This window comes from Streptomyces sp. NPDC014676, assembly GCF_043084105.1.
In the GTDB taxonomy this organism is placed as follows: Bacteria; Actinomycetota; Actinomycetes; order Streptomycetales; family Streptomycetaceae; genus Streptomyces.
Window position 1 is genome coordinate 1 of the sequence record NZ_JBIBZI010000027.1, and the last position, 16554, is coordinate 16554.

General features: G+C 69.9%; 10 protein-coding genes. 4 read left to right on the top strand and 6 right to left on the bottom strand.

Going from position 1 to position 16554, the window contains the following annotated elements:
- Nucleotides 1–215: 215 nt before the first annotated feature.
- The 4 genes from ACF1DX_RS37730 (at nt 216) to ACF1DX_RS37745 (ending at nt 9220) form a co-directional block, all read left to right on the top strand.
- A complete protein-coding gene (locus ACF1DX_RS37730) occupies nt 216–1724 on the top strand; it encodes an ISL3 family transposase (protein WP_391795680.1) in 1509 nt (502 codons plus the stop codon).
- Between the two features lie 423 nt (nt 1725–2147).
- Entirely contained in the window at nt 2148–7097 is a 4950-nt protein-coding gene (locus tag ACF1DX_RS37735) for a hypothetical protein (RefSeq protein ID WP_391795665.1), read from the top strand.
- Between the two features lie 354 nt (nt 7098–7451).
- Complete coding sequence (locus tag ACF1DX_RS37740) at nt 7452–7913, top strand: GNAT family N-acetyltransferase (protein WP_391795666.1); 462 nt, start codon at nt 7452–7454, stop codon at nt 7911–7913.
- A 530-nt stretch (nt 7914–8443) separates the two neighbouring features.
- Complete coding sequence (locus ACF1DX_RS37745; RefSeq protein WP_391795667.1) at nt 8444–9220, top strand: YoaK family protein; 777 nt, start codon at nt 8444–8446, stop codon at nt 9218–9220.
- Here the strand turns inward: ACF1DX_RS37745 and ACF1DX_RS37750 are convergent.
- The 6 genes from ACF1DX_RS37750 to ACF1DX_RS37775 form a co-directional block, all read right to left on the bottom strand.
- Nucleotides 9197–11143 carry an FHA domain-containing protein gene (locus ACF1DX_RS37750; RefSeq protein WP_391795668.1) on the bottom strand — a complete coding sequence of 649 codons (1947 nt, stop codon included), beginning with the start codon at nt 11141–11143 and terminating at the stop codon, nt 9197–9199. The genes ACF1DX_RS37745 and ACF1DX_RS37750 overlap by 24 nt on opposite strands.
- 56 nt (nt 11144–11199) lie before the next feature.
- The gene (locus tag ACF1DX_RS37755) at nt 11200–12855 is read right to left on the bottom strand and encodes a serine/threonine-protein kinase (protein ID WP_391795669.1); all 1656 of its coding nucleotides are present in this window, start codon (nt 12853–12855) and stop codon (nt 11200–11202) included.
- Between the two features lie 239 nt (nt 12856–13094).
- Nucleotides 13095–13850 (bottom strand): hypothetical protein, encoded by a 756-nt coding sequence (locus tag ACF1DX_RS37760; RefSeq protein WP_391795670.1) that lies wholly within the window; start codon nt 13848–13850, stop codon nt 13095–13097.
- 36 nt (nt 13851–13886) lie between these two features.
- Nucleotides 13887–14765: a TauD/TfdA dioxygenase family protein gene (locus ACF1DX_RS37765; RefSeq protein WP_391795671.1), complete on the bottom strand. Its 879-nt coding sequence runs from the start codon at nt 14763–14765 to the stop codon at nt 13887–13889.
- A gap of 54 nt (nt 14766–14819) precedes the next feature.
- On the bottom strand, nt 14820–15395 hold the full coding sequence (locus ACF1DX_RS37770) for a hypothetical protein (protein WP_210977473.1): 576 nt from the start codon (nt 15393–15395) through the stop codon (nt 14820–14822).
- 64 nt (nt 15396–15459) lie between these two features.
- A complete protein-coding gene (locus tag ACF1DX_RS37775; RefSeq protein WP_210977445.1) occupies nt 15460–16530 on the bottom strand; it encodes a GSCFA domain-containing protein in 1071 nt (356 codons plus the stop codon).
- Nucleotides 16531–16554 lie beyond the last annotated feature (24 nt).

Consider the following 16554-nt stretch of genomic DNA (forward strand, 5'->3'; position numbering starts at 1 on the left):
ACACCCGTGAACAACGGATGCGTGAGAACCGAACGGTCCACCATGCCTTTCACCAGCAGAGCATGCCCACCCGCTATCACGCACCAACTCGTTAGAGGGTCTGTCAAACGAACGGCTCTTCCAAGATTTTCGTAGGCGTTGATCGTTCCAGTGATCCCCACGGGGAGGTGGCTGCTGCTGCCAGGCTGCTGACGTGTGATGCCGCTGTTGAGGAATTGCTGCCCCAGCTCGTGGGGTTGCGGATCGAGCGTATGGATGCCAGCCCGGTGATGTTGAGAATCACCGCGTTCACCAGGGATGACGTGTCCCAGCCCTGCCCGGGGTGCGGGCAAGTGTCGGACTGGACGCACTCGCGGTACGTTCGGCATGTCGCGGACGAGGCGGTCGGCGGACGGCCGGTGGTGATCGATCTGTCGGTACGGCGACTGTACTGCGAGAACCCCGCCTGCCCAAGGAAGACGTTCGTCGAGCAGGTCGACGGGCTGACGGAGCGTTATCAGCGCCGGACCCCGGCTCTGCGGCGGCTCGTCGAGGCGGTCGCGGTGGCGCTGGCGGGTTCGGCGGGGGCCCGACTGCTGGCGGTCCTGCACCAGACGCTGTCCTGGGCGACGGTGCTGAACTGTCTGATGCGCATCGCGCTGCCGGACCGGCCGCCGCCCGTGGTGGCCGGGATCGACGAATTCGCCCTGCTCAAGGGGCACCGCTACGCAACGCTCATCATCGATGCCGACAGCGGCCGGCGCGTCGACGTGCTGCCCGACCGGAAGGCGGCCACCGTGACCGCCTGGCTGCGCGAGCATCCCGGCGTCCGCGTGGTGTGCCGCGACGGCTCGGGGGCCTTCGCCCAGGCCACCACCGACGCCGACCCGACCATCGTGCAGGTCGGCGACCGCTGGCACCTCTGGCACGGCCTGGCCGAAACAGCCCTGAAAGAGATCGGCGCGCACGCCTCGTGCTGGAGCAAGTTCGGCCCGCCGCTGCGCGAGGGCAAACGCGCCGCCACCACCCGGGAACGCTGGCAGCAGGTCCATGACCTCCTTGACCAGGGCGTCGGCCTGCTCGCATGCGCCCGGCGTCTGGGCGTCTCCCTCAACACGGTCAAGCGCTACGCCCGCCACAGCGAGCCGGACCGTATGGTCCGCGCCCCCGTCTACCGGGCCTGTCTCGTCGATCCTTATCGCGACCACCTGCGCAAACGACGAGACGAAGACCCGTCTGTCCCCGTCACCCACCTGCTGGCGGAGATCCGCGAGCAGGGCTACACCGGCAGCGCCAACCTCTTGGTCCGCTACATCAACCAGGGCCGCGTCGAGGCCGACCATGCTGCCCTTTCGCCCCGCAAGGTCACAGGCCTGCTCACCCGCCACCCCGACCGCCTCGACGAGGACCAGCACGCTCTGCGCGACCAGCTCGCCCATGCTTGCCCCGAAATGGCCGTAATGGTCGGCCAGATCCATGCTTTTGCCGACCTGCTCATCCCATGCGAAGGCAACGCGGAGAAGCTGACGGCCTGGATCGCCCGGAGCCGCAGCGCTGACCTGCCCTTTCTCCACTCTTTCGCGAACGGTCTGGAGCGCGACCGAGCCGCCGTCGACGCCTCCCTCACCCTGCCCCACCACAACGGCCGCACCGAGGGCGCCAACACCAAGATCAAGCTCCTCAAGCGCTTGATGTATGGCCGTGCCGGCCACCGCCTCCTGCGTCACATCATCCTGCTCAACTGACGCACAGTCATGGACGATCAATGCCTACGAAAATCTTGGAAGAGCCGAACGATTTACAGTCCCGCACCCCACCCGAGCACGCTTTCGCGGGCGCGGTCGACGCGCTGTGCGCTCTGCAGGCGTCCCGGTCCGTCACCGGCAGGGCCGCGCAGCCGTAGCCGTCCACGCAGAAGGAGCCGAAAACCGCCCGCACGTTGCCGAAGGTCTCGGCGTTCGGCGAACCGCCCCCCAACCAAGCGCAGCCGCGAAGTCCAGACCTCCCCGGCCTGCCGGGAGTTGAAGCCGTGCGCAACGGGCGGGCCCGGCATGACGGCGTCCGAACACCTGGGCTCCCCGCCTGGCCGCCTCTGTCTTTCTTGGTAGCAGCAAGCACATAGGGTGCCTCCAAGTCGGCTGAACCCCTTCACGTTAAGGATATGCGGAATGCCCGATTCCTCCATGGTCTGTTTTGCCGTGGAACCGAGTGTCGCCAGAGAAGTGAAGCGGCTGTCCGATCCACTGCACCGGCTGGCTGCATTGACCGCCCACTTCAGACGGCAGGCGATCACCGGCCAAGTGGATCAGCTGCCGCAGAGCTCGCAGCTCCTGGCTGCGGACGAGGTGCCGTTCCTGCAGAGTGCGGTCGATGCCGCGATCGAGCGGGCCGCCGCGAAGGCCGACGTGGAGATGGCCGCGTTCATCGCCGACCCCACCGTGATCGACTGCGTCCCGCTCACGGAAGCCGTGCTCGACCAGCTCTTCCCCGCGGTGGACGAACACGGCAATCCCCTGCCGGCCCGCCGCGGAATCCGCCCGGCCACCACCCAGGACGACCTGGCCGCCACCGGCTCCGACCGGCCCGAGGAACGGCTCGTTCCCGGCGGGACATGGTCGCCGGTGTCATCGACGGAGCAACTGGTGGCAGCACTGGCAACGGCCGGCCCCGGCAGCACAGCCGTACTCCTGGAACAGGGCCCGAAGGACATCGGGCACGCCTGGCTCTACAGGAACATCGGCCACGACACGAACACCGGCCAGCTGCTGATCGCACACATCGACCCCCAGGCACCCCGCACCGTGGAGGTCTTCACCGGTCAACAACTGGCGCGGCGATGGATACGGGTCGGACGCGGAACCCGCATGATCGTGATCGACAGCACGCGAACGGCTGTCGATTCCGCCGCCCTCCCCGTCCAGTCCCAGTCCGCAAGCACCGCCCAAGCACTGGTGGACGCCCCCACCGGCCACGGCTACGGCGCGGTGGGCGTCGAAGCGGAAGACCACCACCGGGTGATTCTCTTCCCCAAAGGCCACAAAATGGCCCGGGTGCACGGGGAATACCAAGGCGCGAAAATCATGAGGCTCGCCGCCGCGGGTCTGACGGTCCATGTCGACCTCCACAGCTACTGGCTGGGTGACCAGGACCGTGCCTACCACCACTCGGAGGATCTCGCGCAGGCAGCCGGCAACAAGAAGGCCCGGCCCGTCCAGTTCTGGATTCCCGAATTTGTCACCGACCCCATTCACGTACTGCCGTGGGAACTGGGAGTGGACCCGGACACCACGTTCCGGAATTTCATAGAAATCCAGAGGAGGCTCGACTCGCTGCAGGGGCCCACCCTGATGCGGCAGATCTTCCCCGTGGACAAGGGCTTCACGTACACCGAGCTCGGCTGGGATGCCTCTATCGCGCCTCCCCTGGGCCCGGTTCCGCACGCGTCCGGACTCCTCCTGCACTTCACGGTCGGTGTGCCGGTCACCGGCCTGCAGGACATGCTCGTATGGGTCCTGCAGGAAAGTTTCGCCGGCCCTCAACGCGATCTTGTCAAGGACGGCCTGGACTTCGGCCTCCACGCGGCCGCGCGGTTGTTCGGCCGAAGGCCGAAGGCGGTGGACGACCTCCTCGGCCGTCCGGATTTCGAGAGTACTCGTGGCTATCTGGCCCTGCTCCACACCCACGTCGCGGCCCGGGTGCTGTACCCGTTCCTGGGCAAGTCGTTGCTCAAGAACTTGCTTGCGGCCGCCTCACGCAACCCCTTCCACAGCATCCGCGCCGCGTTGCCCGGGCACGTGCAGAACATGCTGAACGACAACCGCACGATGATCGATTCGATCATGAGGGTGTACTTGGAGCGCCGGCACCCCGACTACGTGGCCGGGAACGCCGCCCTCTTGGGTCAAAACCCCGCCACCTGGGACGTCTTCACCCACCCCGATCTGTGGGGCAACACCCATCACGACCTGCTGGACTCGGCCCTGCTGCACAACCCGCCCAAGGTCGTGAACTCCAGCGCCCAGACCATGAAGACCTACCCGGAGCTGGACACCAACCACGGCCGGCTGGCCGTCCCGCTTGTCCTGCTGGAACTGCGGTCTCTCGGGTTCGATGGTTCCGGCCGGACCACCACGGACCAGATGATCGCCCGCTACCACCAGGTCGAGACGAAAGCGCAAGAGCTGTACGCACGCAGCGTGGCCGGCCTTCCCCAACCCGTCGGCGGGGCAGCGTCGCGCACCGCTCCATCACTGAGTGGCACACAGCAGAACACACGTCACACCGTACTGCCCGCTTCCGGGGCACACCTGGCGCCGGCGAGCTCTTCCAGCAGCGGTCACACGGCAGGGCGGGCCGCGTCGTCCTCCTCGTCGTCGCGTAGTGGTTACCCCTATGGCGCATGGAGTGAGCCGGAGCCGGCGACGGATGCGGCTCACCTGACGGGTGATGGCAGCGGGTTCGGTGCGTCCGTCGACTTCGCGGGAGTACACGACAACTCCAGCACGATGAGGATCGCGCGTGATCTGATCATCATGCCCGACGCCGTCGAGCGGCCGGTCGCGTCCCGTACCGAGGCCGCACGGCTGATCTCGCTGCTGCTGCAGAACAAGGACGTCGCGCAGCGCGTCGCCGACAGCGGTGTACGGGTCGTGATCATCCCGCGGACCGAGAGGCTCGCGGACGTGACGGAGTTCACCGGCACCGCGGCGTCCGCGCGGGACATCCCGTCCAAAGCCCGGGGCTGGACCGACACCGACCGCAAACGCGTCGCCATCAGCGAGGAGAACCTCCTCGGCGACGACGCGCAAGAGGCAGGACGGACGCACCCGGAGGGATACTCCTCCGCCCTGCACGAACTCGCCCATATGATCTGGGCGTACGGCCTCACCGACAAGCAGCGGGCAAAGGTGACCGCGGAGTTCGACGCACGCACCGCGGCAGGCCCCGACCAGCAATGGGTGGACGGCCCCCTGCGCAACACCGCCGGAAACCTGGTCGGCAACCACTCCTCGACCAACCCGGCCGAATACTTCGCACAAAACGTCGTGGCGTGGTTCAGAGCCAACATCGGCCGCGACACCACCACCGGCCAGAACCGCAACAACGAGCCGGGCTGGATCGAGACCAACGATCCGAAGGTCCACCAGATCCTGAGCAGCCTCTTCATCGAGCCCGCCGGACCACTGAACGCCAACGCCCTCTCCGTCACCCGCCAGGACAACGCCCTCCTGGACGCCCTCCGCGACCACACCGCCCTCACCGAACAACCGCCACTGGACACCGCGTCCGACCGAACAGCGCCCAACCGCATCGGGGCACTGGACGCAGGAACCGACCTTCAGCACAGGGTCGACCAGGAGCTGGCCAAGGAGCGGGAAACCAAGCGCGAGGCACACCCCGGCAATCAGGAGACCGATACCGCCGAGCGGCACCTGAGCCATGACGAGGTCGCCGAAGAGCGTCAAGAGACACCCCTGAGTGACGCCGAGCGGGAGCCGTCCCAGTCGGTGATCCTCGCGGACACCGATCCGTTGTCGAACCCGGCCCGCTACAACGATCCGCACGCCGGCGTAGCCACCGCCAGTGCGGAACGCCACCGCACCGAAACACACCTCGCTGTCACCGGGCAGGAGGCAGCAGACGTGAGTGCCACTGCCGTCTCCGGTCAGCACGGTGCGGCGGTGTCGGAGCCAAGTGGGTTGACGGTCGTCGATCGAGCAGGTCTTCTGCATGTCCAGTCGCTGTGGGACTCCGGCGAGAATCGCGATGAGCTGCTCCTGGCACTGAGGCTGGGGGAGATGGCGGCAGCTCAGGCGTTCGGCCACATGCCGATACTCATCGAGGAAGCGGCGGACAAGATCTCGTTCGCCGACCGGCCGCTGGCCTGGCAGGCGGCCGCCATCAGCGCGGCCCACTTTCTCGACAACGGGGTCAGCGACGAAGCCCGCGCCCATGTACTCCGCGTCACCCAACGACTCGCAGCAGGGCCCGACCACGTTGCTGCCCAAGTTCGGGAAACACTCGGACCGGACGGTGAGGAGCACCAGCGAATCGCCGTAGTGCACACCACCGACCAGGGCCGGTCCACGACGCCCTCGCGTACCGGCATCGGCGGGGAGACAGCAGCCGTGGCCGACCAGCCGCGGCAGTCCGCGGACGGCCCAGTCCCGTGGGAGGGCGCTCGGAACGAGCGGTCAGACGAAGACGATCAGATTGCGAAGGCCACGGCGAGTGGGGCCTCCTCTGCCATGGCACTGCATGACGAACTGGGGCCGAACGGCCGCTCGGCGGAGGAACTTCACGAGGCGCAGGAAGGGGAACAGGAATCGGTCAGAGTTCCGTCGGCGGCGACACCGGGCTCCGAGAATGTCACAGAGGAACCCATCTCCGGGCTGAAGACGACGAATGGGTGGAATTCGCAGAGCACCGGAGAGCGCTCTGCCGAGGCGCTGTCCCCGGACGACCACGTCTCCCGCCCCGCCACTGAGGTATTCGCGCAGCCCAGTGCGCTGAAGATGGTCGCGTTCCTGGACGCCCCCAGGAACGCTCCCCCCATGGAGTCACCCGTAGCCGAGTCGGCCATCAAGGCCCCTCTCACTGTGACAGAGACGGGCGCGGATTCTTCTGTAATCACGGATTCCGGCACGGTGGAGGATATAAATCCGAGGACGTCCGAGAGGGAGCCGTCCAACGCCGATCGCCTGGCGGCCCTGCGTGCCGCATTGAGGCCCGACCTGTTCCACTCGATACGTCCATGGGAAGGCTCAATGGACGAGGAGACCACACGGTTGAGCAACAGCATCCTCGAGAAGGGCGGCTCCAGGTCGATCGTCTTCGGGGACAGTGACGAAGAACCGGTGTGGGTAATAAAGATGCAAAATTCGAACTCTCTCTCGTGGTTCGACCGACACCTCATGCCCCTGCCGGAAGGTCCCCACTTCGCCCATGGTCCTGTCGCGTCCATCGACATCAGCCAAGCGGGTCAGCTCACCGGGCCCTCTTTGCTCGCGCTTAAGGACCTCGACGGGAAGACGATCGAGGAAACGAAACTGGCTTACTGCGACACGAGTTTCGGCTATGATTTCGCGAACTTCTTCACCAAGCCTGTCCAGTGGTGAAATTTAGTTTTCAGATGAGGGTCGCCGCCCATGCAGCAGTTCCTCTTCGGCGGACCGATCCGACAACACTGAGAGCCGTAGCTCAACCGATCACGGAACGTGCGGTTCGAACGGACTTCCCGCCTGGGTGAACTTCTCGCTGTACGCGCATGAAAACAGGGCCTCCCGGTAGCTCGGGGATGCGAATCCGACCGAGCAGTGCCGGGAGGACCTGGTGTCCTTGTTGTATGTGTCCGAGCTCGTCCAGTTCGGCTCGGCAGCACCATCGTGTGATTGCCTCGCGCACGTGTACGACAACGCGGCCGACCATCCGGACCGGGGTCGCCGGTATCCGTCGGACATGACGGACGCGGAGTGAGCGGCCATCCGGCCCTCGCGGCGGCGATGAACCTTCCCGTGCCGTTCGACGCCGCCGCCTTCATCGCCGCACTCCCCGGCGCGCGCCGGGCGGGCCACCATCATCTCGCCATCACCGAGGGCACGGACGTCCCGCTGGGCCTGTTCTTCCTCTGGCCCGAACGCGGCGTACTGGGGTACGGAGTGGGAGCCGCGCACCGGGGCCGGCGGCTCGCCGTGCGCGCGCTGCGGCTGGCGACCGTCTTCTGCCACGGGGAACTGGGGGTGGCGGAGCTGCTCCTGCCGATCTTCCCGGACAACCTTCCCTCGCAGGCCGTGGCCGCGGGCGCCGGCTACCGGGACATGGGAGGGTCCGTGGACGTCACCGCTCCCGGCGGAGACGGACGGGGGCACGCGGACCTGTGGGTGCACCGTGCGGGATGGCCCGTCCCGGGCGGGAAGCCGTCCCCCGGCGGATGACGACGGCGGCCGGCGCCGGACCCGCCTCCTGTCCCCGTCGCGGACCCGCCGGACGCCGCGGCCGCGCGTCCACCGGGATGAACAGCACAGGAACGATGTGATGACACGCGCCGCCCCGCCCTCCGGCCCGTGTACGATCACACAGTGTATCCGTTGATCCCGCAGCGGCACCTGACGACAGTGGGAGCACGGGGGGCCTGTGCGCGGGTGCTCCCGGTGCCGTTCACAGATGTCCGGGGGACAGCACACGTTTCCCTTACGGCGTGATGTGCGGGGACCGGACCGGCCGTCCTGGGTGAAGGCGGTCCCGGACGGCATCGGATCCGCCGTCGGCGCCCATGTGCCGCGGGGCCTCCACGAGCCGTGCCGAACCGGGCGCGCGGTGCCGCGGCCGGGGTGACCGGGTGCGCGGCGCTCCGTGCGCATCACCTGTTTTCCCGTCCCCCGGCGTCGACGAGGACGCCGGTCCTCCATCGGACGTGCCCGGTCATGCCGGAGCGCGTCCCCGACGTTTCGTCCTCACCTGCCTCATGCACTTACTTCTGACGCGTGCGTCCACGCGCCTGCTGCCCGATGCCCCCGCCCACCACGGACCCCTACCGCCGTTGCTGGTGGTGCTGACCTTCGTCACCGGGCTCGTGGACGCCGTCAGCTGCCTCGGCCTGGGGCACATCTTCGTCGCCAACATGACGGGCAACGTGGTGTTCCTCGGCTTCGCCCTGGCGGGCGATCCGCAGTCGTCCGCCGGGTCCTCCGTACTCGCCCTGCTGGCCTTCACCGCGGGGGCGCTCACCGGACGGCGGCTTCCGCGCGCGCTTCCGCGAGCCGTTTCCCCCTTCCCGGCCCTGATCTGCGCGCATGCCGCGCTGGTGGCCGCCGCGTGCGTGGCCGACCTCGCCGGATGGGGGCCCCGCACGCTGATCACCCTGCTCGCCATGGGGATGGGCATGCAGAACATGGTGGTGCGCAAGCTCGCCGTGCCCGACCTCACCACCACCATCCTGACGCTCACCCTGACCGGGCTCGCCTCCGAACGGCCAGGGCCGGCGGCCGGACGCCGCGCGGTGTCCATCACGGTCATGTTCCTCGGGGCCCTGGTCGGCGGTTTCCTCCAGCTGCGTTTCGGTTGTGCCGCCTCCCTCGCGCCGGCCGCCCTGCTCCTGCTGTCGGTGGCCCTGCTGGCGGCACGGCCCGGTTGCCCGGTCGGGTCCGCCCCGCCCCTGCGCGGCGGACCTGATCACGAACGGCGCCGTGCCGACGGGCCCCCTCCCGGCGTCCGGTGGTCAGGCCGGGCCGAGGAGGGCTGAGGTACGAGGGTCGGGGACCGGGGCGGGCGGTGCGGTGGGAACGAAGACCGGTGCGTCCTGCTGGTAGAAGATGTCGATGTCCGCCTCCTCGCCGCCGACGATCAGGGTGTCCCACGCTCCGCTCTCCCGCAGGGTGCGCAGGGTCGCGGGGGCCAGGGTGGAGAGGTGGGCGCGCAGTTCCTCGTCGGCGGGCAGACCGGGCAGGCGCGGCGCGAGGCGGTCACGGATCGAGCGCATGCGGTCCAGGAGGATCTCCAGGTCCGCGTCCGCCGGTCCCCCGGATGTCTGCTGTTGGGGGACCGCCGGTCCGGCCGTGTCCTGCGTGCTGCGCTCGATGATGTCCTTGATCGCCCGGGTCGTGCCCAGCTCGTCCGTGGTGACCATGGCGTTCCACGCGCGGCTCTTGTGCCGGTACTGCAGCATCGACATCGCGGCCTCGTGCCGGATGAAGTCCGCGTCGCGCAGCGGTCGGCCACGCCAGACGCGGCTGAGGGACCGGGCCAGGGAGACGGCCGAGGCGAGGCCGCTGTTGAGGCCGCGGCCCGGCCAGAAGTGGATGGCGTTGGCCGCGTCGCCGAGCAGGAAGCCGTAGGTCCCGGGGCGGTCGGCGGTCGGGCGGGTGAGCTGCGCGGTGAAGCGGGGGCGCTGCACCATGTCCAGCCGGAACGAGGTGATCGCGCTCAGATCGTCCTCGGGTACGGCGAACAGCCGCAGCCCCTCCTGGATCCGCTTCCACAACGGCGAGCCGCGCAGCAGCGCGGGCAGGAACAGCGTGCCGTGGGTCGGGCAGACGAACTCGTTGTCCTCGTGGCGGCTCATCACGCAGGGGCGGGCCGCTATGCACTCCTCGAAGACCTGCCGCACCGGGTCGATGCCGATGACGTTGCGCGCCTCCTCGCGGGTGAGCCGCATGTTGAGGAAGCCCTCGCCTCGCAGGGAGTTGAGCAGGAACCGGTTCTGCGCCACGGTCAGCAGAACGCTCATCGGGTCGGAGAGGCGGGATTTGACGCGCAGTCCCAGCACCACGTCCTGGAGGTGTTCGCCGTCGAGGGAGTAGATGGAGGCGTCGGCGGCGCCGAAGCGGTCGGCGAAGTACTCACGGGTGCGCGAGCGGCCGCCCTCGCAGATGACCAGGACGTGGTCGCGGGCGATGAGGTGTTCGTGCTCGGCCGGGTCGAAGCGCTGGGGCACCAGCCGGATGGCGGGCTTGGTGTTGGCCAGCCTCAGCAACTGGTCCTCGATGTAGGCGATACGGATGTTCCGGGGCGGACGCCCGTCCACGGAGTCCGGTCCCAGCGGCCACATCTCGGAGAACTCGCGGTTCTCCCCGAAGAGCGCCGACTGCATCTCCTCGGTCAGTGCCAGATACTGCCGGCTCTGGACGGTGACGACCTGCTGGCGGCGGACGTTGCCGTGGGTCTCGTCCTTCCAGACCACGTCGGCGCCGTCGCGCACCCAGCGGCCGTCGTACACGGTGACCGAGACGCGCCCCGGCAGCGCACTCTCCAGCAGCAGCGCGAAGGCGAGGCCGACGGGGCCGCCGCCGGTCACCATGACCCGCAGGACGCCGGGGTCGGCGGCTTCGGCACGGGGGAGGGCGAGCTGGGAGAGATCCATGACGGTCTCCACGGCCTCCTGCGTCTCGAACAGGAAGGTCTCGTCACCGATGCGTATGGTGTCGCCGGGTGTCAGCTCATGTCGGGTGACACGCTGTTCGTTGACGTAGGTGCCGTTCCTGCTGCCACGGTCGTGGAGAACGTAGGTGTCGTCCTCGGTGACGATCTCGGCGTGCAGCCGCGAGGCGCTGACGCTGACGATGACGACGTCGTTGTCACTCTTGCGCCCGAACGTCAACGGAGCGTCGCCGAGGACCACGCTCTGACCGGCGAAGGGGCCGGTACGTCCCACGATGACCGACAGCACAGAAACTCCTTAGGGATGACCAAGTCCGTTCAAGTATGAACGACATGGTGCCGGGTTCATTCACCACCTGTCCGGCAAGTCATGGAAAAGGCAACCGAGTTGGACTTCGCGTCGAACGGCGACTTGATCTCCACCGCCATCGTGCTGCTCAGCGTCCCTTCCTGCGCGTACACCGACAGCCGCACCGTCTCCTTCTTGGCGGTCTCCGCCTCCCCCTCCCGGAACGACAGCGTCCGCCACTGTCGGTCCACCACCGACCCGTTCTCCGACACCCACCGATAGGAGAACTGGACAGGGGCCCGGGACGTCGTGAACGTCGCCGTGAACCACGGCGCCCGGCTCTCCCCCGGTGGGCAGCTCCCCTCGTAGGCGGTCGCCCCACCCCGCACCGTCACCGACACGGGCTGCGCGTCGCTTCCGCCGTTCCCGTCCTTGTCACTGTCCCGGCCCACGAGCCCGTAGGTCAACCCCGCGCCGAGCAGGACCAGCACGGCGCCGGCCGCGCCCACCAGGTAGGAGGTACGGCGCCCGCGCCGCCCGGAGGCGAGGGGGGAACCGGTGTGGTTCCCGTGGCCGGCGGAGGGGATCCTCGCCACGGGTCCGGACTCCGGCCCGCCGAGCGGCGGGCCGAACACACCCATCGGTGCGGGCACCGCCGACTCCTTCGTCCCGGCACCGCCCACGGTCCCGGCCGAGGAGGCCGGAACCGCGGCCCCCTCAGCCGCGGTCCTGGCGGTGTTCCCGGTGACGGAGGGCGCGTCGACGGTCGGGGGCTCCAGGGCGGCCGTCACAGCGGCGGTGACGGCTCCGGTGGCCGAGGCCGTGACGGCGGACGCGCTCGTCGCGGTACCGGCCTCGTCCGCGGCCGGCATCTCTGCGACGGCGCGCAGTCGGTGTGCGGCCTCCTGCGCCGACATGCGCTCCTCGGGATCCTTGCGCATCAGTCCCCCGATGACCGAGGCGAGCGGTCCGGCCCGGTGCGGCGGCGGCATCTCCTCGTCCACGACGGCACGCAGCGTCGCCAGCGCACTCGTCCGGCGGAACGGCGAACGACCCTGCACCGCCGTGTAGAGGAGCGCCCCCAGCGACCACAGGTCCGAGGCGGTACCCGGCGTCCGCCCCAACAATCGTTCCGGAGCGAGGTACTCGGGCGAGCCGACGACCTCGCCGGTCATCGTCAGCGCCGTGTCACCCTCCAGGGTGGCGATGCCGAAGTCGGTGAGGACGACCCGGCCGTCGTCGGCGAGCAGGACGTTGGCGGGTTTCACATCGCGGTGCAGGACTCCCGCGCTGTGTGCGGCACGCAGCGCCGCCAGCACTTCGACGCCGATGCGCGCGGCCTCCTTCGGCGCCAGGGCACCCTCCGCGCCGATCGCGTCGGCCAGCGAACGGCCGCGGACGAACTCCATGACGATCCACGGCCGTCCGTCGAAGCTGACGACGTCGTGCACGGTCACCACACTGCGGGCGTCGACCCGCGCGGCCGCCCACGCCTCCCGCTCCAGCCGGGCGTACATACGGGTGATGCGCTCGGCGGGCAGGCCGGCGGAGGCGCGGACCTCCTTCACCGCCACCTCCCGCTGCAGCACCTCGTCGCGGGCGCGCCACACCGTGCCCATGCCGCCTGCGCCGAGCACGGACAGCAGCCGGTACCGGCCGGCGACCAGCCGTTCGCCTCCGGTGTCCCACGAGACGGCGTCCTGGTTCTGCATCGGTGCCCACTTCCTGTCTGCGCCAACTCCCGGGCTCAGTATGTAGATATACCGGCAGGCGCCGCGTGGCAGGGTCGTCCGCGACGCCCGGGGCACGGACCGGAGCCGGGCGGCGGTCATCGGCAAGGCCGCCCACCCCGAAGAGGAGGCACGGCACCTCCTGCCGGCCGCGTCCGGCCCCCCCCTGGACGCCATGATCGTCCGTACGGACCGTCCCGGTCACCGCAGTTGGGCGGGCGTCACAGACCGAACGGGCCCGCGGCGCCGGCGACGGCGTCCGCGAAGCCCTCCGCCAGGGATGTCCGCACGGATGTGTCCGGGAGAGCGGTGCCGTCCTCCCCGCGGACCGGTGCGGCCGCCGCCCGGACGACGGCCCGCAGCTGAGCGCCCGGGAACGTGCTGGCGTACGCCTGCCAGTCGTCCGCCGCGTACGCGCGGGCCAGTGCGTCACCGACCGCCCGGGCATGGGCCTCGGCAAAGGCGTCCGCGTTCGCGTCGGTGCTCAGCTCGGCGTACCGGTGGCCGTAGGCATCGGCGTCCCCGGGGGAGTATCCGTTCGCGAGGGCGTAGTCGCGGGCGTTGCCGTGTGCCTCGGTGTACGCGCTCGCCCGGTCGTATGCGCCGTGATACGTCGCCAGCAGCACGGGCCGCAGCGCGGTCCGCCACGTCTCCTGTCCGACCCTGGTGTCCGCGGCCGCGCGGTGCAGGTCCGCCAGCGCCGTGAGACCGGCCGCCCGGCCGTCCGCGAAGGCCGGGGCGAGCAGGGGAAGGACCGTGCCGGCCTGCCAGACGTGAACGACGCGCAGACCGGCCGGCCGCGTTCCCGCGGCCAGGGCCCGCCGGATGCGGCGCGCCCAGGTCTCCCGGGCGCCGGGGGGCAGTTGCTCGTACAGCACGCCCGTCAGCTGCCACAGTGCCTCGGGGACCGGCGGCCCGCCGGTGGGACGGGCCCGCAGGCCCACCACGAAGGCCTCGTCGTCGTCGGTCGATTCCATGAAAGGCCTCGTTCCTGCGCGGTGGGCCGCGGCGTGTCAGGCCTGCGGGCGGGTGCCGTCGATGGCCACACGGCGGCCGTAGCGGGTGTGCGGGAAGTAGTCCCAGACGGCGTGGTGCTGCACACAGCGGTTGTCCCACAGGACCAGGGTCCGCGGCTGCCAGCGCACCCGGCAGTGCAGCAGGGGGGTCCGGGCGATGTGGGCGTACAGCAGGTTCAGCAGGGCGTCGCTCTCGGCCCGCGACAGCTGGGTGATGTGGGACGTGTAGGGGGCGTTGACGAAGAGGAGCTTGCGGCCGGTGTCGGGGTGGCGGGGCACGACCGGGTGTTCGTTGCGCGGGACCTCGTACTCCGGTGGGGGGGTCTGGCCGGCGGCCGTCCAGGGCAGGGCGCCGTCGTGGACCGCGGTCAGTCCGTCGAGGAAGGCCCGCATGGCCGGGGAGAGCAGTTCGTAGGCGAGGTGCATGTTGGCGAACATGGTGTCGCCGCCGCTGCCGCCCGCGGGAACCGTGGTGATGTGCAGCATGGAGCCGAGGGAGGGCTCGGCGTCGGCGGTGCCGTCGGCGTGCCAGCCGTTGCCCGCCACCGCCCGCGACTCACCGGTGGCCTTGATCTCCAGGATGTACGGGTCGGAGTCCTCGGCCGCGAGTGCCACGGGGTGCAGTTCCCCGAAGAGGCCGGCGAACCGCTTGTGCTGTTCGGCCGTGATGTCCTGGTCGCGGAAGACCAGGACGTGGTGGGTCAGGAACGCGTGCTTGACCTCCTTCTCCTGCTGGGGTGTCAGCTCCCGGGCCAGGTCCAGGCCGGACACCTCGGCGCCCAGCAGCGGGGTGATCGGGTCGACCGAGAGGGTGTCGTAGGGCTCGGCCGGGCGGGTGGTCAGGCGCTCGACGGCCTGCAGTGCGTACTCCTCCATGGAGGCCTCCTTGGGACGGACGGGCGAGGGGGACGGGGATGTGCGGGTCCACGGTCACAGTCCGCGGTCGAGGAGTTCGGCCACCAGCAGGCGGCCGAAGGCGAGGTTGCCGTGGATGGTGTCGTCGGCCTCGCAGAAGGCGTCGCGCTGCAGTCCGGAGCGGTCGGTGACCCGGTCGCGCAGGTCGACGGTCTCGACGCCCCGCGCGGTCAGTTCGCGGTGCAGGACGTCCTGGGCGGCGAAGAACACCCGCGGGTCGGACATGCCGGGGACACGCTGGGGCGGCATCAGGGCGACCACGCGCAGGCCGAGTCCGACCGCGTGCTCGTAGAACGCGAGCGCGCCGCGCGCCATGGCCCGCACCAGGCCGGCGAACAGGTCGCCGCGCAGGAAGCCGGGCGGGTAGGCGCCCCGCGGGTCGCGGTGGACCGCCCAGTTCTCCCGGGTGGCCACCGTGTGCGCGGCGAGGCCGAAGGTGCACACGAGCGGCACCGTCAGCCGGTCCAGGGCCGGGACGCCGAGGGCGTCGAGGGACTCCCGGTACAGGCGCTGTGCCTCGGGGTCGTGGAAGACGACATCGCCGCCGTCGGTGTCGCAGAACGGGCCGAGGAAGTCCCGGCCCGAACCCACCGGCCCGCCCTGGAAGGGCAGGCGGGCGGCCCGGGCCGCCCGCCCGACGCACGCCGCGTGGGAGTCACCCAGCAGGAGGAACCGCGCCGGGGCCGTAGTAGTCGAGTACGGCGTCGTCACACCAGTGGTCCTCTCCGCCGGCGACGGTGGTGGAAGGTCGGGCCGGTTCCGCGGGGGAGGTCCGGCCGTGCAGGGCGTCGAAGAAGTGCCGCATCACGAAGGCCACTCCGTCGGCGCTGACGGTGCGCAGGTTCGGTTCGTAGAAGGCCCCCCGGTAGGGGAAGCCGGTGACGATCTCGTACGACGGGAAGTAGTCGACGTGGTCGAGTTCGTCGGCGAGCTGTCCGGCCGCCGCGCGCAGGACGGACTTGGAGTGGGTGGTGGCGACCAGGGCGTGCCGTCCGGTGGCGGTCGCCGTCAGCGGTACGGGGGAGACCGTCAGGACGGTCCGCAGCCGCGGGTTGAGGGAGCGGGCCAGTTCGAGGGCCCGGGTCAGGTCGTGGTGGACCTCGGCCGTCGTGTGGTTGTGCAGGACGTGCCGGCCGGGGTCGAAGACGCCCCGGGCGGTGCCCGGGCACATCGGCAGGACGGTGCCGTGGGCGGTGTCCCGCCAGGCCTCGGTCAGTCCGAGGGTGAAGACGAGCACGTCGGCCGTGGCGAGGGCGGTGCGCACCGCGCCCAGGGTGGTCTCCCGGGAGGCCAGCAGCTCCTCGGGGGAGGGGAAGCCTCCGGGTTCGAGGGTGGGGCGGTACGGGTCGTGGCAGCGCCCTTCCTCGTCCCGCCAGACCTCGGGGGGAGGCTGCTCCTCGCCGAGGGACCAGGCGAACCACTGTCGCAGCGCGGCCGCGGTGTGGATGTTGCCGGTGCGGAAGGAGAAGCGGCCGTAGCCGCGTGCCTCGCGCTCGGCCCGGTCCAGTCCGGGCGGGGCGGGTTCGGCGTCGTACCAGTGCATGCCCTCGGCGAGGAGGGCGGGGCCGATGTGCCGGGCGAAGCACGAACCCGCCGTGACGACGGGGTCGTCCTGGCCGATCGCGAACTTCGGTGTCCACAGTTCGCCGATGTCCGCGGGGTCGGGTTCGGCGACGGCCGTGCGCCAGAAGGACCGGGCGGGCAGGCGCGTGTAGGGGTGTTCCACGGTGGGTGTCTCCTCGGGGGCGCC

What these genes read in the sequence shown, in the direction of transcription:
- ACF1DX_RS37735 (WP_391795665.1), top strand. Translation starts at nt 2,148, where the DNA reads ATGCCCGATTCCTCCATGGTCTGTTTTGCCGTGGAACCGAGTGTCGCC.
- ACF1DX_RS37745 (WP_391795667.1), top strand. Translation starts at nt 8,444, where the DNA reads ATGCACTTACTTCTGACGCGTGCGTCCACGCGCCTGCTGCCCGATGCC.
- ACF1DX_RS37755 (WP_391795669.1), bottom strand. Translation starts at nt 12,855, where the DNA reads ATGCAGAACCAGGACGCCGTCTCGTGGGACACCGGAGGCGAACGGCTG.
- ACF1DX_RS37760 (WP_391795670.1), bottom strand. Translation starts at nt 13,850, where the DNA reads ATGGAATCGACCGACGACGACGAGGCCTTCGTGGTGGGCCTGCGGGCC.
- ACF1DX_RS37765 (WP_391795671.1), bottom strand. Translation starts at nt 14,765, where the DNA reads ATGGAGGAGTACGCACTGCAGGCCGTCGAGCGCCTGACCACCCGCCCG.